This window comes from Alkalihalobacillus pseudalcaliphilus (genome assembly GCF_028610675.1).
Classification (GTDB): domain Bacteria; phylum Bacillota; class Bacilli; order Bacillales; family Bacillaceae_D; genus Alkalihalobacillus; species Alkalihalobacillus pseudalcaliphilus.
Genome location: NZ_JAQQWS010000003.1, coordinates 120,570 through 143,521 on the forward strand (window position 1 = coordinate 120,570; position 22,952 = coordinate 143,521).

Below are 22,952 nucleotides of genomic sequence, written 5' to 3' on the forward strand. Positions count from 1 at the left end.
ATCTTCCTAGCATTACATTATGCAGATGCCTTCCTTCTTGTCATAACATCAAAGATAACAGCTAGTGCTAATACAGCACCACGAATCATATATTGATAGGCAATTCCGACCCCAAGTAAATTCATACCACTTGTCAATGACGCCATAACAATCGCTCCAATAATCGCCCCCGTTACTTTTCCTACACCACCGGCAGCTGAAACTCCACCTACATAGGCTGCAGCAATAGCATCAAGCTCAAATAATGTACCTGCCGTTGTTGTCGCTGCTTGTAATCGTGATGTAAAAAGAATACCAGATAAGGCTGATAACAAACCCATTGAGCCAAAAACAATCATCGTAATTTTGGCTACGTTAATTCCACTTAGATGAGCAGCTTCTGGATTACTACCAACTGCATAAATATGACGACCGAGCACCGTTTTTGTCGTCACAAAATGATAAATAAGGACAACAAGAAACATAATAACAACGGTCCATGAGAAACCATTATAATTGGATAAAATCCAAGTAATATAACCAATGATGGAAGAAACAAATACTAACTGAATCAAAAATATAGGTCTTGAAACCACTTCAAACTGGTACTTCATCTTATTATTTCGATTTTTGATTGCACTATAAATATAAAGTAGAATCGCTGCTACACCAATAAGTACCGAGAGAAGATGAACACCACCCACTTCTAGCAATGATGGAATATACCCATTACCAATCGCATTAAAAGTTGGATCCGTTATAATAATTGTTCCACTTCTTTCCGTCGCCTGTAATATGGCTCCACGGTAAATTAACCAACCAGCCAAAGTCGCTACAAATGCCGGTATACCTACTTTTGCCACCAAAAAACCTGTAAATAAACCAGCGAACATTCCTAATATAAGAATAATCGGAATCACAATATAGACTGGTAAACCAACATGCATTAACAATATCGCTCCAATAGCACCCAAAAAGCCAGCTAAAAAACCAATCGACAGATCAATATGACGGATAACAATAACCAGCATGACGCCGACAGCCAAAACGGCTATATACCCAGCCGAATCTAGTAAATTACTTATATTTCGAGAAGATAAAAAAAGTCCATCCGTTAAGACTGTAAAAGTTACGATAATGACCAATAACGCAATATACATACCATAATCACGAATATTATCTTTTAATAATGTTTTTGCCTCACTTAAAATCTTCACGTATTCGTCCCCCTATTGAGTGGCAAGCTCCATAATATTTTCTTGATTCGCCTCTTCACCCAATAATTCTCCTTTCATTTCACCATGAGCCATTACATAAATACGGTCACTCATGCCGAGTACTTCACCTAATTCTGATGAAATCATTATGATACTTAACCCAGCTTCAATGAGCTTATTCATGACCGTATAAATTTCAAATTTTGCTCCAACATCAATACCCCTTGTCGGTTCATCCAAAATAAGTAGCCTAGGTCCTACAAATAACCACTTTCCAAGTGAGACCTTTTGTTGATTACCTCCACTTAAATGTCCAACTGTTTGTTCTAACGACGATGCCTTGATTTTTAAAGACTGCTTATATTCAGCCGCTACTTTGATCTCTTCGTTATGATTAATCACGCCATTGGACGCGAGTGCTTTTAAATTGGCTGCTGAGATATTATCTTTAATATCTTGAATTAAAAATAATCCATCTCCCTTTCGGTCTTCTGTCACATAGGCGATGCCTGAATGAATGGCTTCTTTTGGATGTTTCATGGTCTTTTGTTGACCTTCTACTAATAAATTACCTTGAAGTTTATATCCCTTTGCATTTCCAAAAATACTTAAGGCAAGCTCCGTTCTCCCCGATCCCATTAAGCCCGCTATCCCAACAATTTCTCCTTTTTTCACATGAAAATTTATATCTTTTAAAATGGTACGACCAACATGAGGATCATAGGCAGTCCAACCTTGTAACTCAATGATTTTTTCACCAATTGATTGGTTGGGCCTTTTCGGATAAATATCCTCGATTTCACGACCAACCATATATTTAATAATATTTCGCTCATTGATCGCTTCATTCTCAGGGTCAAGTGTACAAATCGTCTCACCATCACGTAATACCGTGACGCTATCAGCAATGGCAATTACTTCTTTCAACTTATGTGAGATCATAATACTAGTAATGCCCTCACTCTTTAAGGCACGTAATAAATCTAATAAATTCTCACTATCATCCTCATTTAAAGCAGCCGTTGGTTCATCTAGAATCAGCAGCTTCACATCTTTACTCAATGCTTTGGCAATTTCAATTAACTGTCTTTTGCCAACACCTAAATCCTTAACTAACGTTTCGGGATTCACTTTTAAATTGACTTTATTAAGCATCTCTTTGGCATTTCGAATCGTCTGGTTCCAATCGATGACACCCGCATGTCGATTTTCATTGCCAATATATATATTTTCGTGCACGGGTAGGTCAGGAAATAGGGCGAGCTCTTGATAAATAATGGCAATCCCTGCATCTACACTATCTTTGATGGCTTGAAAGCTTTGGACGTTTCCGTTATAAATAATATCTCCCTCATACTGGCCAAATGGATATACACCACTGAGCACCTTCATTAACGTCGATTTACCAGCTCCATTTTCACCGACCAAACAATGCACTTCACCTTTTTTCACTTTAAAATGAACATTCTTTAATGCTTTTACACCGGTAAAACTTTTGGAAATGTGGTTCATTTCTAATATATAATCACTCATACGAAACACTCCTAAGAGATGACATCATCAAGGAGGAATAGTGATTGGTATCACTATTCCTATCTTTTTTACAATCCACTAAATTCATTTGCTTCATAATACTCGGAGTCGATTAGCTCCTGCTTCACATTATCACCGTCAACAACAATGACATCTGTTTGTTTAGCAGGAACATCGATACTGCCATTATCATATGAACCAGTAGTTTCAGGTGTATTTCCATCTAGAACATCCAAAGCCATTCCCATCGCATCCTCAACAAGGGTACGAACATCTTTAAAAACTGTCATTGACTGTTTGTCATCAATGACATATTGAACAGAGGCTTTTTCCGCATCTTGACCTGTTACTAGGTAATGAGTAATTTCACTATCTGAAGCAAATACATCTGCAATCGAACGAGCTGTTCCATCATTTGGTGCTAGGATAGCTACATCACCTTTTTGCTCAGCATTTGCTGCCGTTAAATGTGTTTCTGCTTTATTTTTTGCTTCATTTGGATCCCAGTTTGTTGTAATTTGTCCAAGGATTCGTGACAATTCTTCACGAGATAACTCAGCTTGCTCTTGTAACGCTGTCGCTTCACTAGAATTGGCAATGACAAATGTACCATCTGCTATTTTGGGTTGAAGAACACTCCACGCACCTTCAAAGAATAAGAAGGCATTATTATCCGAAGAAGCTCCTGCATAAAGGTATAAAGGAACACCACTTCCTTCAGAATTATCTATTAAGTACTGGCCTTGTGCCGCTCCTACAGCAACACTATCAAAAGTCACATAATAATCGATCGCATCTGTATCTGTAATCAATCGGTCATAGGCAATTACTGTAACACCTTCGTCTTTTGCTGCCTCAACGGCTGAACCAGCTGCTGCACCATCATGTGGGGCAATAATTAAAACATCAATACCGCGATTTAACAATGTTTCAACATTCTCTTTTTCGCTTGCGGATGAACCTTGGCTAAATAAAATTTCGGTTGTATACTCTGTATCCGCAATGGCATCTTTAAAGCGTTGCTCATCTTGCACCCATCGCGGCTCATCTCTTGTCGGTAAAACAATCCCGACGCTGACACTTCCACTTCCTCCTGTTTCGCTTCCTCCACACGCTGCTAAAAATGAAACAGCTAAGATTACGAATAGAAGTGATAATAATTTCATTTTCTTACTCATCCCCATACCCCTTTCAAACGCTTTCATTTTTTTAATTACAGTTCAAGTATATGGGGAAACATCCATTATGAAAGCGGTAACATTGGGTAATCTTTTAATATTTGCTGTAATTTATTTGCTTTTATATAAAAGTTAGTGCGAACATACAGCGTTACTCGTCGCTACCGCGTTTTGTATGCAAGTGTTGCTAATGATGATGTGCGGCGTCCTACTTATCGCTCCCGAAAATCATGCACCGAGACAATCACGTGGCGCTGAACTAATCGGCGCAGCCAGCGGATCTCGGCTCTGCCACTTCGCCCCACGGGAGCATAAAGCCGACTCTGCCTTATGGTGAGACCCAACGAAGGAAAGTAGGCGCATGACGAAAAGAGATATGAGAGGGTAAGTCCCCATAAGTTACACAGAGCTTCACTAACATCACATACGTATATTTTGGATTATATTACCATTATTCATTAGCGTAGCGCCCACTTTATTTACTGATATTGTTTATAATGTAAATGACTAGAATGATCTTTTATTATAACAGTACAATCTTTTTTATAACTTTTTTTAGGATAGTTAAACCCTTGGTACATTAGCTTTTCTCGAGAGAGTCTTCGCATGACTCGCCCGCTGGGTATGTGCTAACTAATAAGTATTAACATTCCTTTCAATATTCACTTAAATGTAAATAAAGTAAAAATGAAATTGAATGAAAGACCATCATTAAAAGGAAAAAGCACTTGAATCATGGATAGCGTTTGTAGGTTTTTTTGCTGATTTCTATTTCAGCTGCATCCTCTATCGGTTTAATCTAAATAAATTTGGGTAAAAGTAGAATGAACTATAATGAAATTGGCAATTTTCTTTTCTTTGAGCAATCATAATTATTTTAGTATAATATCGAAATTATGAACTTATTTGTAACGGAGGAATGGTATGGTTTTTTTTCATGGATTGATACAAAGCATTAATGGAGTAACCTCCTACATACTTGTGGCTGCACTTGTGAGTGTAGGATTATATTTTACATTTAAGACAAAATTTGTCCAATTCCGCTTATTTCCAGAGATGTTTAGGGCTCTTACTGAAAGAAGTACTAAAAAAAATGAGGTTTCTGCCTTTCAAGCATTTTGTATATCTGCAGCTTCGCGTGTAGGTGCAGCGAATATCTCTGGTGTTGCTATTGCTATTGTAGCTGGTGGACCTGGTGCTATTTTTTGGATGTGGGTTATTGCCATCATCGGTATGGCAACTGGTTTCATAGAAAGTATGCTCGCCCAGGTCTATAAAGTAAGAAAAGACAACCAGTTTCGTGGAGGTCCTGCTTATTACATAGACAAAGCACTAGGAAAACGCTGGCTCGGAATTGTGTTTGCCCTATTAATAGCGGTGACCTTTGGATTTATTTTTAACTCTTTACAAGCTAATACAATTTCAGTGGCACTAGAAAATTCTTTTGGATTTAATCCGCTATATGTCGGGATCATTATTGCCTTAATTGCGGGCGTTATTATCTTTGGTGGGATTCGTTCTATCTCAATAGTATCCAGTATTATTGTACCGGTAATGGCCGTATTGTATCTTGCTGTCGTCGGTTATGTTGTTGTCATGAATATGGAAGCTTTACCAGCAGTACTTTCCCTTATTATTGGTAATGCTTTTGGTTTCCAAGAGGCTAGTGTAGGTATCTTTGCTGGATTACTTGTAGGGGCCCAGCGAGGTTTATTTTCAAATGAAGCCGGTATGGGAAGTGTTCCGAATGCCGCAGCAACTGCTGATGTTTCTCACCCTGCAAAGCAAGGACTCGTCCAATCATTAGGGGTATTCTTTGATACCATTATTATCTGTTCTGCGACTGCCTTTGTCATTCTCTTAAGTGACGTCTATCAAACTGCCAGTGTTGATGCAGCAGGTGTTGCTCTAACACAAGAATCACTGAATACACTTGTTGGTAGTTGGGCAGGTCCATTTGTTGCTATTGCTATATTCTTCTTCGCCTTTAGTTCAATTATTGGAAATTATTATTACGGAGAAACCAACCTCGCTTTTATTAAAGAGGGTAGTGGCTGGTTGCACCTCTATAGAATATTAGTAATGGCGATGGTTGTTTTTGGCTCAGTTGCCGGTATTGCTCTTGTTTGGGATATGGCTGATGTCTTTATGGCCTTTACAACCGTCGTTAACTTAGCTGCCATTGTACTAATAGGTAAAATCTCCTTTGCTGTAATTAATGATTATGTTGAACAACGCAAGTCAGGTAAAAACCCTGTATTTAAAAGCAAAAACATTCCTGGCTTAAAAAATGCGGATACGTGGGAAGATTGATTCCTCCCTGTTTGCAAAAGAGCTGAGGTCGTATCTAAATCCAATTAATATAAGCCGTCTACATATTTAAAGTATGTGGACGGCTTTTTTAAAATGTGAACATAGAGCGTTATCGCTCACAGAAATGAGCGTCCGCCTATTGTCTATTGTGAACTCTCCCATAAAAGAATAAATGAATCGAAGAACTATAAGCAGTTACTCCTCGACTTCCTTTGATTAACTGATATGTTGGGCCTTTTTCATGCTGTTACTCACTTCTCTCAAGTAACTGACCATTTATATCAACCTAAGTGAAAAGCATTAAGAGCAGCTAATGTGAAGATATGGGAGCTGAGAGAGCGACTATCTGCACAAAGAGGCGGTTTATGTGAAGATACGGGAGCCGAGAGAGCGGCTATCTTCACAAAGAGGCGGTTTATGTGAAGATACGGGAGCCGAGAGAGCGACTATCTTCACAAAGAGGCGGTTTATGTGAAGATACGAGAGCCGAGAGAGCGACTATCTTCACAAAGAGGCGGTTTATGTGAAGATACGGGAGCCGAGAGATCAGTTTGACCCTTTTCGTACTGTTACTCACTCCCCTTGAGTAACTGTTCCGTTGTTCAGCCTTTACATTCGCTTACCACGAGTAATCGACTTTATAAGTAGATCAGTCCACACTCGTATACACTCTTTAAATACTTAGACAAAAAAATCCCTCTAATCGTTGAATATACTTCCAACTTTAGAGGGATTTATTTTGATTTTAATTAAGTTGCATAGACTTCATCACCATCATACTCGTCATGCATTTCACCAACAATTTCAGTCAAAATATCTTCCATTGTTACGAGGCCGATTGTTATTCCAGCGTCATCTGTCACTAAGGTCATGTGGTTACGGGTTTGTTTCATTTTAATGAACACATCTTTTAACAAGACCGTTTCTTTGACTTTAGGAATCTCATGTAAGAAATCATTAATACCACCATCTCGACCTGCGGCAATATTGGTTAACATTTCTTTTGTATTAATGAAGCCAATGATTTGTTCTGTTTCCCCCGCACCAACTACTGGATAACGGGTGTAATCATGCTCATCTAATACTTTTAAAATTTCATCTAATGTCATTTTCTCCTCTAGCATAACCATGTTTGATTTTGAGATCATGACTTCCTTTAAGACTCGACCATCAAACGCGAATAGATTTTCTAAATAAGCTAGTTCAGTTCGGTTAATTTCTCCACCTTTAAAGCTTTCATTAACAATTAGCTTTAACTCTTCTTCCGTATATGCCGTTTCATGTCCAGCAGGCTCAACACCAAATCGTCTCAATAATTTTTGTGCAGAACCATTTAATATACGAATGAACGGACCCATTACTACACCAAACCAATAAAGAGGTGGGGCTAGCAACAAGGTCATTTTTTCTGGGAACTGAATAGCTAGCGTTTTTGGAGCTAGTTCTCCGATTACAACGTGTAAAAATGTAACAACAGCTAATGCGATCGCATAAGACAATGCTGTGGCCATTGCAGCTGGTACTTCAAAGTATTGGAAAACAGGCTGTAACATTCTCTGAACAGTCGGTTCACCAAGAGCTCCTAAAACAAGCGCCGTAATTGTAATCCCAAGTTGACAGGCAGATAAGTAATAATCCAATTCATGAGCAACTCTCTTAGCTAAAACGGCTTTTTTGTTCCCTTCTGAAATAAGCTGATCAATTCTTGACATCCTTACTTTTAATATCGCAAACTCTCCACCTACGAAAAGAGCTGTTAACGCAATAAATAATGCAACCATAAACAAATTAATGTATACTATACCGTCCAATTATTTCCCTCTAGAATGAGGGATTCACCTCCAAGATGAAAAAGATTATTCTTTATTGATTCTCGACTACTTTACTTTGAGCATATTGTTTAAACTTAACTTGTTTAATCTGATGATACTCCACTTCAATTACCGTCCAATTATGTTGGTCCATTGGGACTTCGTAACCTTCTTGAACTAAATCAATATTTTGAGATTGATACTGGATCCAACCACCAATGGTGTCAATTTCATCACTATCATCAAAAGTTAAACCAAAGCGGTCCTCTAAGTCCATTAGCAATACACGACCATTGATAAGGTATTCTTCAGAACCAAGCTCTTGAATATCGGCCACTTCATCTTCATCAAACTCATCACGAATTTCACCGACTAATTCTTCGAGTACATCTTCCATCGTTAAAATCCCAGAAGTACCCCCGTACTCATCCATAATGACAGCCATATGCACCTTTTCTTGTTGCATCCGAATCATAACGTCTTGAATACTTGTCGCTTCTAAAATAAATGGTAAGTCCCGCATATAGGATTTAATCTCGGTTTCACGCCCAGCTACAATGGCCTGCAGCATTTTTTTAGAATTAACGACGCCCAAAATTTTGTCTTTATCTCCATCTTCAACAACTGGGTAGCGCGTATAATTATGCTCATCTAAAATTTGAACCATTTCTTCCTTCGTCATATCTAGGCTAATTGTTACAAGCTCTGTTCGTGGGACCATAATATCTTTTGCCACACGCTCATCAAATGAAAAAACATTTTCCATATATTCGAGTTCACTTTTATCTATTTCCCCACCTTGATAACTTTGAGCCATTATAATTTTCAGTTCTTCCTCCGTATGAGCTTGTTCGTGACCAGCTGGTTTTACACCAAAGGCACGTAATAAAATACGAGAAGTACCATTTAAAGTTAAGATGAACGGATACATAATTTTACCGAACCAATAAAGCGGTCCTGCTAATAGCAGACTTACTTTCTCAGAGAATTGAATAGCTAAAGTTTTCGGGGCCATTTCTCCAAGTACAACGTGTAAATAGGTAACTAAAATAAAAGCGATTGCATAAGAAGATGCTGTCGCTATGGACTGAGGAACATTCAAGTAATCAAATACGGGATACATAATACTACTAACCGCGGGTTTACCTAGTGCTCCAAGTCCTAATGCCGTTACAGTAATACCTAATTGACAGGCAGATAAATAATAATCTAGATTCGTCGTTACTTCTTTAGCAACAACTGCCTTTTTATTTCCTTCCGCAATTAGTTGGTCCAACCTAGAACCACGGATTTTAACAACCGCAAATTCAGAAGCAACGAAAAAGGCCGTCAAAGCTAGTAAAACAACGAGTAAAATAAGATTGATGATGGTTATTATGTCCAATTAAATTCCCCTCAAATTGAGGGATTCACCTCCAAGATAAATAAAAAAATAAGAACCCCTATTATAGGTATCATCATTTCAACAAATTAGTCCTAAACTTATCATTGACAAGCCATCATCGAATCATCCATATATTTCTAAATTAACGCTAATCGTTTTTTTGTTAAAGTGAACTTTACCTGGGATTCGATAGCCATAATGATAAGTTAACTCATGCCGAAATTGATTGATTTTTTTGTGATAAATCATTGACACTTGTATGCTTAGTTGCGCCACTTGACTAATATGCAATATCGCCTTCCCAAGGTCGTTCCCTCCTGTTCATAAGTTAAATTTAAAACATATAACGTCTTAGTTGCTTCATAACCTATTAGACTATTTAAAATTGCTAAATCACTGATTTATTTATAATCTAACAAACTATAACGTTATGGTTTTAAGAAAAGTATACAGATTCTTCATGATAAAATCAATTAATGTCTGAATTCTTCATGATATCTTTACAAAATACATCGATGTATGGCCGTTTGCTCGGGGTTCCTCCTTCTTTTTCCGCCCGTAACCCCGAGATTCTCCGTTTGCTCGGGGTTCCTCCGCTTTTTCCAGCTCACAACCCCGAGATTCTCCGTTTGCTCGGGGTTCCTCCGCTTTTTCCAACGCGTAACCCCGAGATTCTCCGTTTGCTCGGGGTTCCTCCTTCTTTTTCCGCCCGTAACCCCGAGATTCTCCGTTTGCTCGGGGTTCCTCCTTCTTTTTCCGCCCGTAACCCCGAGATTCAGCTATAGTTAAACCTCTATTCCTTTCAACAACTAAAGAAATCCCCAAGCTATGTGCCTGAGGAAAGTATCAAGATTTTATTTAGTTACTGTTTCTCTTCGCTTTTGATAAAAAAATAAAGCACAACCAACTATGAGGACGATTAGCCCAATTAATAAATAATTATAGACATTTGTCGCTGTATTCGGTAATGTTTTTCCTTCATCTTTTTTATTATCATCTGACTTTGGTGGAGTTCCATTGTCCTTATTTTGCTCTTCCTTATTCCCATCATTTTCATCATCTATAGGTTCCGGTTTTGGCTCTGGCTTCGGCTCAGGTTTTGGTTTTGGTTCTGGTTTCGGCTCAGGTTTTGGTTTTGGTTCTGGTTTTGGCTCTGGCTTCGGCTCAGGTTTTGGTTCCGGTTCTGGTTCTACTACTCCTTCTACAAATACGCCATAGGTAGAGAAATGAGCAACATTTACGACTAAACGGCTGTCGACCGATTCACCTTCTACTTTCTCCCATACTTCATTCTCGCGATTAAAATAATAAACCGCTCCACCTTGAGCATCTTCATCAACTGGAAGTGTTAATACAAACCCTTCCTCACTTTCAAACGTCTCTGCCCCCTCAGGGTAAATGAAGGTAAATGTGTATGCAGGCCCTGTCGCTTCTAAGCCATCAAGATGCTCAAACCCTTCTGTCGCTTCTTCAATTCTAAGTGTTGTACCTAATGGTAGGTCAGCAGGCAATTGTAACTCGGCCCCTGTTTCCAAACCGTCTTTAGTAATCTTGACTGTAGTGCCTCCACTAACTGGGATTGGCTCCACTTTTAACTCAAATTCTATTTCTGTAACAGGGTCTGGGTCTGGTTCTTCATTTGAGATGCCTAAGCCATGAGACACTGTTTTTAATAAATTATACTCAGCATCGTCTCCCGCTAAATCCCAAATCATCGCTCCAGCAAGACCATTGTCTTTAATAAAATTCACTTTGTACCCAAGTGATTCAACATTATCATAAGAAATAAATTCACCTGTTTCATCATTATAAAGATAAGGTACTTTCGCAACATTATCAAAGTAATAATCAAAACCATCTTGATTAATTAGTGGTTTAACCACATCATAATTCAACGTGCCTCCGTTCAATCCAGGCTTCTCCCACCCCGCAGCACATTGCTGGTAAGCACCATTTGCTTGTACCTTTTTTCCATCTGTTTCTACGTTACAACCTGCCCATGAATGCCCGTAAAACGGCACACCTAGAAGTAGCTTGTCCTTTGGAACGGCACTATACACATTTGGTGTTTGTGAAACACCATAACTCCAGCCCCTTACCTTTGCTTCAAGATCATCATAATAAAGCGGAGCATTATGACCCGTTATACCTGTCCAAGTTCCATTAATGTCATAAGCCATAATGGCGATATAATCGACAATTTCTGCAATTTTTCCTAGCTCATTATTGTCGGCATAAGCCCAAGTTGCTGCACCAGCAATTGTGACTAAATACTCTTTTCCATCTTCTTTTTCTGCCTGGTCAAAAGCATCTCGTACCGCCTGCAAAATTAATGTATGGTTCTCTTTATCACTAGGATCACGGTGGTTATTAGGCATACCTGCGGCCACCGGATATTCCCAATCGAGGTCTAAACCATCTAATTCAAATGCTCTTACGAATTCAACGGCTGATTCTGCGAAATTTTGACGTGACTCATCCGTTCTAGCAACAAGTGATAGATTGTTAGAAAGCGTCCAACCCCCAACAGAAATAAGTGTTTTCAAATCCTTATTTTGTTTTTTTAATGCTTCTAAATTTCTTAATTCTACTAAGTCTGTTTCAGCATCATATAAAACAATCGATCCATTAGGAATATCTGCTTCATTTCCATCTAAATCTTTACAAGACCATGTTTTTGGCTCACCATCAGGGATTTCTTCATTGTCTGGGTTCCCATGCTGACCTTCCCAACATACATCTGCAAATGCATAGTTAATATGTGTTACTTTGTTTGCGTCTAAATTCTGAGGTGGGTTCCAAGAAGTGTAATACCCTAAGACGATATTCCCATTTTCTGCTTGGACAGTGTTGGCCGATTGAACAAGAAAACTAAAAGATGAGAGCACCAGCACCAAACTTAAAACAATGGCTAAGAATCCTTTGCGACTCCGTAAATATGCAACCGCTTTCAATAACCTTCCCCCTTTAAACTAAATGTACCACCATATGCTTAAAGAGGTTTTATTATATGTATACGTATTCAAACTAAACATATAGTGGTCTATACATTATAATATTATTACGTTATATAATTGTCAATCTATTAAGAAAATTGTAATTTCTTTGTAATGTTTGTTAGAATATCTCTTGAGTCATATGTTTTTTAGCATCATTTGACTCAGTGTACTGCCACAAAATGACAAGATTGAAAAAACGCCCGAGTAAATTTCAGAAAATGAACATATCAAAAAAGCACCCCGCATCTGTTGGATGTCAAGGTACTTCATTGATTATTATACTTTTACGAATGCCCTCCGCTCAGCATACTCCAAGCACTGTATACAAACATTTATTTTTTGGTTCTGATCATCTCTATATTTGACAAACTGAGTCTTTCTCCTTTTACAGAAATAACAGTGCTTCTGAAAGTGAGTAGAAAGCCATTTTAACATTGTTATCCCCTCCACATTACTTCTCATTTCTTTGTATCAGTCATTTTTGCTTAACACTACCCATTATCTACCCGTCTTGTTTATGGAAAAAACGATAAGACAACACGAGACCCAGAAAGAATAAAAATAAGGCGAAGTAAGCCGGTAATAAATGAATAAAATTGGTGTAGCCAATAGCAAAGTGAATGTATATACCTGCTATAAACGCAGGCAGTCCTCCCAATAAATACGTCCACCAAACCCAACGATTCCCTTGATGGAAACCCCATAACGAGAGCATCAGCACAAGTAAGCCAACGCTTAACAGTGCACTACCAAAACCCGCTCGGTCATGAGCAATAACTGGAATTAAGTTTTCATTAAATGCTTGGAGCATTTCTGGTGGCATACATATGTATATTAAATCAGTCGAGACAAACACGGATGTTACACCAATATAGGTAATGACTATACCACCTAGCACAAACGAAAACCCTAATATAACAAAAGCAAGTTGTCCAAAGATAGCCATTTTCCAAGTGGCATGATTAAAACGATTTTTAGAAGCAGATGTATGTTTTAAACCCTTAGTTTTGATAAAACCATATACATAAACAGGCAATAAAATAAGCCAAAAAAGCAAATGTAGCCAATCAAAATAACCGTAACCAATAAAGGCGAAAATCCCCAAAAATCCAATAATAGCTGCTGTATCAATGGCTTGCTTCGCCCACCGTAAACCCTTCTTTACACCAAAGGCTGCCAAGGACATATATAGGATACCACCACTAATCATCGTACCCGCAAGTGTCATTCGGTCATGAGCCATAAAATACATAATTCGCTCATTAAACATCCAAATCAAATCCCGGCTCATTTCGAGAAAATACTCATCATAAGGAAGTATGACCGTTGTTTTACTAAAAATAAGGGCAATTAATCCACCAATAACAATAAATAAACCAAATAACCAATAAGCGAACCAACCTGGCTGTGGGGATGCCTTAAAATCTAAACGATCTAATAACGCCTCATTTGTTCGTTTTGTTAACCCTGGCCCGGCAAATACATATCCGCCCGAGACCATCACCAGATCAGCACCAGCGTCTATTAATTCGAGCGCATCTTGAGGTTCATATATAGCCCCTGAGGTAATGATTGTTTGCTCAAAACCAGCCTCTCTCAAGTAACGAGCTCTTTCTTTCAAACGATTTCCTTCAAGCATAACCCCATGAGGGTTTTCATTTTCTTGTTCACTCTCACGTATGACCACATAGACAGGCTTTTCTGTTTGATCCAAGACGTGTGTAACATCACTCTCGATAATATATGCATCAGCAAACGGCTCAAGTTCCCTCATCAATTGTTTAAGCTCTGCACCTGTGCCAGCCAATCTCAAAAAAACTGGTTGTTTTTTATGTAGATTTTCTAGCCTAGCTTTTGTTTCTGCTAGACCGATAGACACAGAATCTTTAGGGAATGTTATTGTTTTTGCCTTTCGCTCAACAATCGGTTCTTTTATTGGCTCCGCTTTAGCAACTGTCACCGGACCAATCTCAAGAAAACCAAAACCAAGATTGGCAAACGCCTTTGTTCCCGACAGCATCGGGTCAACCTTCCCCGACAAACCAACTGGATTTCGAAAATCCAAGCCGTTAATTTGCTTTTGTAATAACGGGGAACAGTCCTCTCGTCCCAAAAAGTTAATCACATGCCTTCCTATACCAAATGGAAGTGAGCCGATTCTATTCATGCTTCGGTGGATAAATTCCCTAGATGAAGTTGGACGCATTCTTTTTAACAATGGCGAGAAAATTCCGTGATAGGACCAATCTGGCATAAAAACACTCCCTTCCTAAAACTAAACGAAACTCATGAAGTTTACTCTAACCCCGCTCATATATAGACAAATCTTGGAGGTAGGCCGACATAATCGCTTCCTGATAACCAGCCTTTTGGCGCTTTTGCATTTCGTGCTTCAGTGCCTGCAAAGGCTCATGAAGGTGCTTGAGTTTGCTTAATCGCTCCTCCGATAACTTCACCCTTGGATTTGACTCTACATAATGATTAACATCCATCCGCCACGGCTTGACCTGCCCACCGTAACGCTCCTGCAAGCGCTGCAACATCAACAGCCCTTCTGGATCAAAATCGCCTGCATACATAAGTTTGCACCCGTTTCGCACAAGCAAATCAATTAGCTTTAGACTCGCTAACTTAAAATGTCCATGTGTACAAATAAGTGGGGCTTTTGGAAATTGATCTAATAAGGTTGAGAAAACACCCGAATTCTCGACGATCCAAACTTTTTTCTCATCCAATTCACTTAGTGGATAAGCTTTTTCCAATGATGTTAACTCACGGATCGGAATATTTAAAACAGCAGGTAGGTTACGTAATGCCGCCGCTTGCCAAACTGGCTCAATGCCTTCTATAGTCTCTGCCATTAAATTCACCGCGGTGACATAGTTAGTGATATCATCCCGAAATAGACCATAAGTTTCTAATAATTGATTGATAGATTCTGTATTAGTTGGAAGTCGTACTTCTCGCGCTTCACCTACTTTCAACTTTTCATCTAGTGCTAGTACATGAAGAAATAGCTTCCCTAATTCCGTATTGTGATCAAAAGCATGCGGATTTCCAGTCACTCGCTGACTAAAAATGGCGATCCTTTCTGGCTCAGCTGATAAGCCTACATAGGCATCATGTAACTGCTTTACATATATGTGAAAAATCCCTTTTTTCTCATTCAGTAAACGATGGATCCAATACGTGTCAGATGTTTTTTCTTGCACATACCAAAGCCAGAAGGAAAGCTCTGAAAAGTGTGTTCTCAGCTCATGAAAGGTCTTTTCTATAGCCTGCTGTTTTTGCAGATCTAACTCTTTTTTTGTGAGTATTTTCTCGTGAAAAAAAGCTTCTAATAACTCAAGCAATCCAATCTCGCCAAACCTCGTTCTCGCTAATTGCTTTTGAAACGTAAGAAGCGATATTTTCTCCTTCAACTCCAACTCTTTTGAACTTATCGCCAAAAATGAAGCGAGTTCTTCCAAATCTTCCGCAGAGAAATGATTTACCTTGACCGTACCTGCAATTTTACCAAGCGATTGATACTTGTCTTTAAATAAATGAAATAACCGCCTATAGACAGGGTAACGATGAAAAAATACATATGCCTCCTCAATATTGTTTTTTATCAAGGAAAGACCCCCTTCCCACAACAAATACTTTTCCCGTTATACTTACACATTCTAGTTAAGTAAGGATCTCTTCTTTTTCACCACTCAATAACAAACTAGCACCATCCCACTCATATTGAATCACACTAACAAAATCTGCATTTTTCGGACGTACTAATTCACAAATCGATAGGCTCGACACCGTATCATAGTCGCCCCACAGCACCTGTGAGTTCATAATATAGTTAAAACCAAGACTTTCAACCACCTCAAACATTTCACGAATATTATTTTCATCAACACCAGCAAAGGCTTCATCCAAAGATATAATATAAGGAGCAGCCTCGTCAGCTTCCTGGTAACGAGAATAACACGCTGTAAACAATGGGATATACATCGCCATCGCTTTTTCCCCTCCACTAAATTGATAGAATGCATGATTCGTTAGCTCTCGTCTTGGTTCATTTTCTCTTTTATAAGAAAGAACAAAAGAAAACCATTTACGGTAATCCAACACTTCTTTAAGAACTTGAATTAATGTCTGCCCTTGCGTTTTATGCTCTAGTAGTTGCTTGGCATTATGAATTTTTGAACGAAAATGCCCGGTAATCCGATCAAGATCTTCATCCTTTAACAAACGAGCATCCTGCATTAACAAATCAACTAAATCCTGGGTATCTAATTCAGACTCAAGATCAGCTGTTCTTGGCTTCCAACGAATTGAAAACGTTAAACCCGATGACGTATCACGCGTTTCCATCAAGCTTTTCATCTTCCTCGTCCAATCTTTGGCCCGACGAATTCGACTTCGAAGTTTGCTACCAACTGACTTATATAAAATATCTTCATACAAACGTTGGTCCTGTTCATTTAATAAATGTTCTCGCTGCTCTCTATCTTGTTCAATCACATCTTGGACAAAATAAGGACTAACGCGCTTACCTTGATAATCTAAATCGACGATCCGCCGTGAAGCTTTACTCTTCCATTGCTCTACATAAAGGCGATATTCATCTGGGACCTCGTTCATCCAATCTGAGAGTGGAGCTGGCTTCGTATAATCACTCATTCGATACTCCATCAGATTCGCTCCTTCAGAAAAGAATGTACTAGAAAGTAACGAATCAACTCGGCTTGAATCCTTTTCTACCACTAGATGCCCATACTCCTTAATAGCCTTCTCGGCAATATTTCGTGATTCAAGTCCTTCTAATCCCTCCTTTGGCCAAACGAAATAATAGCTATATTCCATTGCAAAAGTTGTTGCCCAGGCAGTCTCAGCTTTTTCTAAGAACAAACAAAAATGTTGCTGTGTTGTTATCTTTTCTTTTACATGTTCAAGTTCATTTTCCTTTTTCGGAAGCTCCTGTTTCGTACGGTCAAGATTATGATCGATTTGGGTAAGTGCCTCCTCCACCGTTCTTATTTGCAGACGGATATCTTCTGCCCCTTCCTTCCGCATTTGCTCTTCAATCTTTTCGATATTTTGACGAAGGCGGATAAGAAGGTCATCGGCGATATTTAATTCACCTTTTAATTCATCGACGCTCTCTTTGACTTCATCTAACTCATCCTTATTTCGTTTCAAAAGCTCAAGCTCATGGATTCGTTTGATGTGTAACTTTTCAAGCTTTGACAATTGATCCTTATAGTTAGCCATTTCCTGCTTCGCTAACATGTAGGAGGACAGTTTCTTTTCAATATTAAAATGTCGGGCTTGCTCATTAATTAGATATTTTTTCTCTTGATAACTTATATATATCCGTTGAAGCTCATGGTCTAACTTCTCCACATAGCCTTTTAATTGTTCAATATCAAACCGAGTACTCTTTATTTGACGATAGCTTTCTTGCAAATCACGATCATTCGGGAATCCATCCATTTGACCTCTTGCATCAACCAACCTTTGCTCAACCTGACCGATTTGTTCAGCTACTTGTCCAATTCGCTCCGTTAGCACTGCAATTTCTTGTTCAAGCTCGAGCATTTTTTCTTTCCGGTAACGTGCTCGTGCTGTCTTCCCAATATACCTCACTTCTTCATATGGTAAAGCATGCCCTTGTAAGAGACCAATTTGATATGAACCATCATCTTGAACCACCGTACTGCGACTACTTTTGGTAACAACAATTGATCTTAGTACTGCATCAACTTGTTCACGCAGGTTCTGTGAGGCAATGTCAGAATCAAGTTTCATAAAATCAGCCAGAGTCTGCTGGAAAAAGACAGGGGTAGGGGTAAGGACTCGGTCATGCTCTACTTGAACTTCACTATCGACGACAAGCGCATTTAAAATACCCGTTTCCATTAACACCGACTCTATCCGGCTTTGAACATCTGCGGAGATGTGATCGTTAAAATCGACAGCAGCGTAAAAAGGCATAAAGCTATGACCCATTTTCTTTAATTGTTCCCTTGCCTGTCTAGATTCCTTTGCAAGCGGCGGCTCAGGATCCTTTTGATTTTTCCATACTTGCCACTCCTCCTTTTTGGCTTGCCTTTGTTCTTCCAACTGCTTCCTTTCAAAAGTAAGCCTAGACAGTTTTTGGTTTTCTTCATTTTGAAAGGCTAAATAAGTATCGTAATAAAGGACTCTAACTTGCTCATACTGTGTCGATTCATAAAGCTGTTCAAGTAAACGTGAACTTTGCTGAAGCTTTTCACTTTGATCGTGTACCCAAGAAATCTCCTGAACCCATTCATGAAGCTCTGCTCTTTTTTTATTTTTATCTTCCTCAAACAGATGAAGCCACTCTTTTTCTTCTGAGCGTTTTTGATCGAGCTTCTTCTGTTCTTCTGCTCGGTCAAGGTTTCTACTTTCATAAAGCTCTTTGACCCTGTCAAACTCACGAAATTGCTCAACCAGCACGGTCAATTGTTCTAAATGGGCCTTTGCTTCCTTATTCCAAATAGAATAATCAAATACCGTTTCACTTTTTCGTTCATAGTCCGCAACATTCATCTCATGCTTTTGGAAAGAAGCTTCGGAAGCACTATGCCCCATATCCTCGAGGGCATCCGTTATTTCTGCCTCTAATTGTTCCGCTTTCATTTCAGATTCTTGGTTCTTAAGTCTAAGCTGATGTTCCTTTTGTTCGTTCTTATGTAACGACTCCTCTTGCTTACACCGCTTCAATTCTTCCTCATTGCGTCGATCCTTCTCGCCCTGAAGCTCCTTTTCTAAATCCCATATCTTATGTGAACGTAAACGCTCTTTTTGCTTTTCGTTTACTGCTTGCTTTTGCTTTAATACTTGCTGTTCCCCTATTAACGCTTCTATATCTGTCATTAATTGAGTTTCTTGCTCCTTAAAAGTCGTTAGAAGCTTTTGCTCGGCACCGAGCTTTTTACTAGCCTTTATCCATTCCTGCCCTTGCTCTGCTAACCTCCGTTGGTTGTACGTATCATAGGCACGGTTTAGCGATTGAATCGCGTGCCACTCGCGCTCAAGCTGTTCAATCTGCTGTCTCGTTTCGTCCATTTGCTCAATCGTATCCGATAAATGGCGCAGATCATCCTCTGTTAAAGGTGGCAATGCCGCTTCTAGAATTTCATAAATAACGGTAGGACGAAAATCCTTTGAAAGCTTTGGACTTCTTAGTTGAATCAACAATTTAATGAGATCCTCATAAGCCTCTAACGTATCGAAACCAAATATATATTTATTTACCAATGCCATATATTCCTTTTGCGTCTGGACGATATAGCCACCTTCACCAATAACCGTTTCTAACTCGACACGTGAACGAGGAATTTTTTGCTTTTCATCACTGCTGTTTTCATATTTAAATAGCTCAATACCCTCACCGATTCGGCGATTGTCTGTAATGACAAAACCCCAGAACTTCATCGGTTTATTTCTTTTTGCTTGTAAACCGATCCCCGTCGTTATATAGTGATCGGTGTTTCCCTTTTTGTATTCGATGTACAAATAACCGGTCCGTTCATCGCGGTCAACAACCTCTTTTTCCCCTAGTAAATAATCCTCCATCCGTCTAGCCTTAGAACCAAATGGGTCTAAACGATCAGGTGATTTCTTCCCGTCTAATAAGACCGGTAAAAAGCTTTGCATCGTCACAGACTTACCTGAACCATTACTTCCTCTTAACAGTAATTTCCCATCAGAAAAATCAAATTGCTCTTCATCGTAATACCAAAAATTTAATAAACCTGCACGGTTCATTTTCCACTTATTGAACACTTTCTTCACCTTCCCTCGCTTGATAATCCTTTGGATATTCCCCGACCATCCTTGGCAAAGCAGACTTAATGACAACTACTCCAGAGTGCCTGTCATACTCCATTAGCTCCCATTCAACTAAATAAGTAATGAGCTCATGACGAAGCTGTGTAATCGTCATATCGCGATATTGTTTACTCCAACCGCGCTGATACTTCTTCTGTAATTTCTCAAGCAGGCTCTCCCATTCGCTCATCATCAACTTCCACTCGCCTAAATCATTGATAAAATCCTTCTGCACATTCTCTCTCAAAATGGCGCTAAGGTGTAAAACCACATCCATGACCCCTTTTTGATCCGGAAAAAGGGTATACCGCTGTTTTTTCTCATCGAGCATAAGCATCGCGGCATTTTTAAAAACTTCTAAACGAAAAGGTGTGTGGGCTTCAATATCTTCTCTTAAACGATTTCGATAGTTACGTATATAAGCAAAGTCTGAGTCCTCACCTTCACTACGGTGGATAACAGGTGATAAAAACAAGCGGCGATAGACACGCTTACGTCGTTCATCGCCTTGATGCCGTTGCCACTCACTTTCAAGAATTTCATCCATCGTTTCATATTGAAACAAATCATCCGGATAGGAGCGCATGAAATAACGGGCATAAACGGTTACTTCATATAACACTTCCTGCTCCTCATTCATCGCAAATAACTCAATATCGCCATCAACCGCTTTGATTAAATGTAAGTCAACCAGCTGCTTTAAAGCACGTACAAGTGATTTACGGTGCTGGTAATTCGTCCAATTAAGCGAAAACTCGCCCGGATACATATCGGCGATATCCTCCGTTAGCTCTGAGAGCAGAAATTGATCATCGACCGAGCGTCTTTCCGTGAAAGCAAGCCCGCAACAAAAAATCGCATAATCCATTGGTTCTTGAAAAGCTTGAATACCCATCCATTGCTTTGGTTCTACCGGAATTTTTTCTAGCTTAATAAAATGCTGGTGTATAATGAGCGTAAAACCAAGCTTTTCTGTGACATACCTTTTGATCACATGCTCCCTATGCCTCACTTGTTGATAGACATCTGGTTCTACGGCACGTAATACCCAGAAGTTCTCCATCAAAATAGCAAGTGCTTCCTCTGCTCGCTCATCTAAACCTTCATTCTCCACTTCCTTCACCACCTTCACATTTCACTTAATTCAAAAAACGAAAAATCACTTTCGGCATTTTCAATACGCCATCCTCTGATACTACTTCTATATTATCGTTTCTGCTCATGACAACCTCTACTTCTCGTCCAAAATCTGTCTTTATAATTCGATCCTTTTTCCCCATTGCTTTTCCTATCCAAATGAGCAAAACCTTTCGTACCGACTTTTCTACCTTTCCTAATTGCTCCATATCAATCTCGTTATTATTGATATAGGTTTCAATTAGAGCTTTTTCCCTTTTTTGTTCCTCTAAATATCTTTGCTTCAATTCTTGTTTTTTGGTTTGATTATTAATAATCGCTCCCGCTTTCGTTTTTTCACGATAATTTCTAATTCGAGGTTTCGTTTCATGAATCATTGGCTCTTCGTCCCAAACATCTAAATAAATATCCTCTGACGGCACATGATTTCCTTGGAAATGACGACTATGAAAAACGCCAAAAACAACAGAGGAAAGCTGATGTGCTAAGTCTATATCATCGATCCCGTCAAACCATTTAGCTAAGTGCATATAGTCTTTTTTGCGGCTATGAAAATGCTGGTGTCGCTCCCCAAGACGTTGAACGATTCGTGTCATTCTCCGGATGGCTTCATTCGTCCTGAGCTCAAGCATCACAAACTCACTCTCCCCATGCTCATTCCCTAAAAACCACGAAGTGATACTGCTCCACTTTTCGTATAATTCTTGTAACGGATTCTCCTCTTTACCCTCCCCTTCTTTATTTTCATTAAAACGAAAGGTTTGCTGCTGATGCCTTGTTACCTGAACAAAAAAAGCCTCAAGCTCCTTATTTGTTATAGACACAAGTAATTCTTGTGTTTGTAATGCTGTACTTTGCAAAGCAATGATAAAATCGCGTAAATACATAGTAAACTGGTCCTTATAAATGAGGAATGCTTCAGTTTGCATACGCTCTTCCACTTCTTCACTATTAATATAGGCAATATAATCCGATGTATTTTGGGTAATCTGCCTGAAATACGTTAAGGCATCATTCCAAACCTGGGCACATTCTTCATCTGATTCATGATGGGAACCTATAATGATTCGCTCAATACGAAGAAAAGTCTGATAAAGCCTTTCAAACTGTTTCTTTTCTAAGGAACCACCAAAGGACTCTCCTATGCCTTCAAGCTGGATGATCATTCGTTCAAATTCAACCGTATATGGGGTACATTGATAGCGAAATCTCTTTTTCTTAAACTCTTCGATTGTTTTCGATTTTCCTAATTCCTGCCTTGCAATTAAATTGCCCCATCTTACAAGTGAGTCTAAGTCCTGATGCAGCTCTTCCATTTCATATTTTTTAAAAGCATAATCCCTCTGCAAATAAGCATGAATCTCTTCCGAAAATAGAAATTCACGCATCCGCTCATGCTGTATATAAAAATAACGCAAAATTGCCCGATAACTCCAAGCCTTTTCCGCCGTTAAATACGTCGCTTCCTTCACCCGTTTCGTTGGATAGTGTTCCATAGTAACCACCTTTCAATTATAACGTTCTACTCATATTATAATAAGTCATTCGTCATATAGGAC

13 protein-coding genes are annotated in these 22,952 nt (G+C 39.0%); 2 read left to right on the top strand and 11 right to left on the bottom strand.

The window, feature by feature from the left end:
- Positions 1–17: 17 nt before the first annotated feature.
- The 3 genes from PQ479_RS09090 to PQ479_RS09100 all read right to left on the bottom strand — a co-directional run bounded on the left by PQ479_RS09090 (position 18) and on the right by PQ479_RS09100 (position 3,907).
- Positions 18–1,139, bottom strand: coding sequence for a sugar ABC transporter permease (locus PQ479_RS09090; RefSeq protein WP_420535543.1), 1,122 nt, complete (start codon positions 1,137–1,139; stop codon positions 18–20).
- A 69-nt stretch (positions 1,140–1,208) separates the two neighbouring features.
- Entirely contained in the window at positions 1,209–2,729 is a 1,521-nt protein-coding gene (locus PQ479_RS09095) for a sugar ABC transporter ATP-binding protein (RefSeq protein ID WP_047989898.1), read from the bottom strand.
- Positions 2,730–2,797: 68 nt separating this feature from the next.
- Positions 2,798–3,907: a sugar ABC transporter substrate-binding protein gene (locus tag PQ479_RS09100; protein WP_047989899.1), complete on the bottom strand. Its 1,110-nt coding sequence runs from the start codon at positions 3,905–3,907 to the stop codon at positions 2,798–2,800.
- A gap of 924 nt (positions 3,908–4,831) precedes the next feature.
- Between PQ479_RS09100 and PQ479_RS09105 the strand changes: the two genes are divergently transcribed.
- Entirely contained in the window at positions 4,832–6,220 is a 1,389-nt protein-coding gene (locus tag PQ479_RS09105; protein ID WP_047989900.1) for an alanine/glycine:cation symporter family protein, read from the top strand.
- A gap of 749 nt (positions 6,221–6,969) precedes the next feature.
- Here the strand turns inward: PQ479_RS09105 and PQ479_RS09110 are convergent.
- Together PQ479_RS09110 and PQ479_RS09115 are read right to left on the bottom strand one after the other, a co-directional pair.
- Positions 6,970–8,031 carry a hemolysin family protein gene (locus PQ479_RS09110; RefSeq protein WP_047989901.1) on the bottom strand — a complete coding sequence of 354 codons (1,062 nt, stop codon included), beginning with the start codon at positions 8,029–8,031 and terminating at the stop codon, positions 6,970–6,972.
- 52 nt (positions 8,032–8,083) lie between these two features.
- On the bottom strand, positions 8,084–9,415 hold the full coding sequence (locus PQ479_RS09115; protein ID WP_047989902.1) for a hemolysin family protein: 1,332 nt from the start codon (positions 9,413–9,415) through the stop codon (positions 8,084–8,086).
- A gap of 476 nt (positions 9,416–9,891) precedes the next feature.
- Between PQ479_RS09115 and PQ479_RS09120 the strand changes: the two genes are divergently transcribed.
- Positions 9,892–10,200, top strand: coding sequence for a hypothetical protein (locus PQ479_RS09120; protein ID WP_273716944.1), 309 nt, complete (start codon positions 9,892–9,894; stop codon positions 10,198–10,200).
- A gap of 69 nt (positions 10,201–10,269) precedes the next feature.
- Here the strand turns inward: PQ479_RS09120 and PQ479_RS09125 are convergent, their stop codons facing one another.
- The 6 genes from PQ479_RS09125 to PQ479_RS09150 form a co-directional block, all read right to left on the bottom strand.
- On the bottom strand, positions 10,270–12,369 hold the full coding sequence (locus PQ479_RS09125; RefSeq protein ID WP_053070478.1) for a glycosyl hydrolase family 18 protein: 2,100 nt from the start codon (positions 12,367–12,369) through the stop codon (positions 10,270–10,272).
- Positions 12,370–12,916: 547 nt separating this feature from the next.
- Positions 12,917–14,668, bottom strand: coding sequence for a beta/alpha barrel domain-containing protein (locus tag PQ479_RS09130; RefSeq protein WP_047989904.1), 1,752 nt, complete (start codon positions 14,666–14,668; stop codon positions 12,917–12,919).
- Between the two features lie 46 nt (positions 14,669–14,714).
- Positions 14,715–16,031, bottom strand: coding sequence for a TIGR02679 family protein (locus tag PQ479_RS09135; protein WP_053070479.1), 1,317 nt, complete (start codon positions 16,029–16,031; stop codon positions 14,715–14,717).
- 55 nt (positions 16,032–16,086) lie between these two features.
- A complete protein-coding gene (locus PQ479_RS09140) occupies positions 16,087–20,211 on the bottom strand; it encodes a TIGR02680 family protein (protein ID WP_053070480.1) in 4,125 nt (1,374 codons plus the stop codon).
- A complete protein-coding gene (locus tag PQ479_RS09145; protein WP_273716945.1) occupies positions 20,201–21,370 on the bottom strand; it encodes a TIGR02678 family protein in 1,170 nt (389 codons plus the stop codon). The genes PQ479_RS09140 and PQ479_RS09145 overlap by 11 nt, the downstream gene beginning before the upstream one ends.
- A 25-nt stretch (positions 21,371–21,395) precedes the next feature.
- Complete coding sequence (locus PQ479_RS09150) at positions 21,396–22,889, bottom strand: TIGR02677 family protein (RefSeq protein WP_047989905.1); 1,494 nt, start codon at positions 22,887–22,889, stop codon at positions 21,396–21,398.
- Positions 22,890–22,952: the final 63 nt, after the last annotated feature.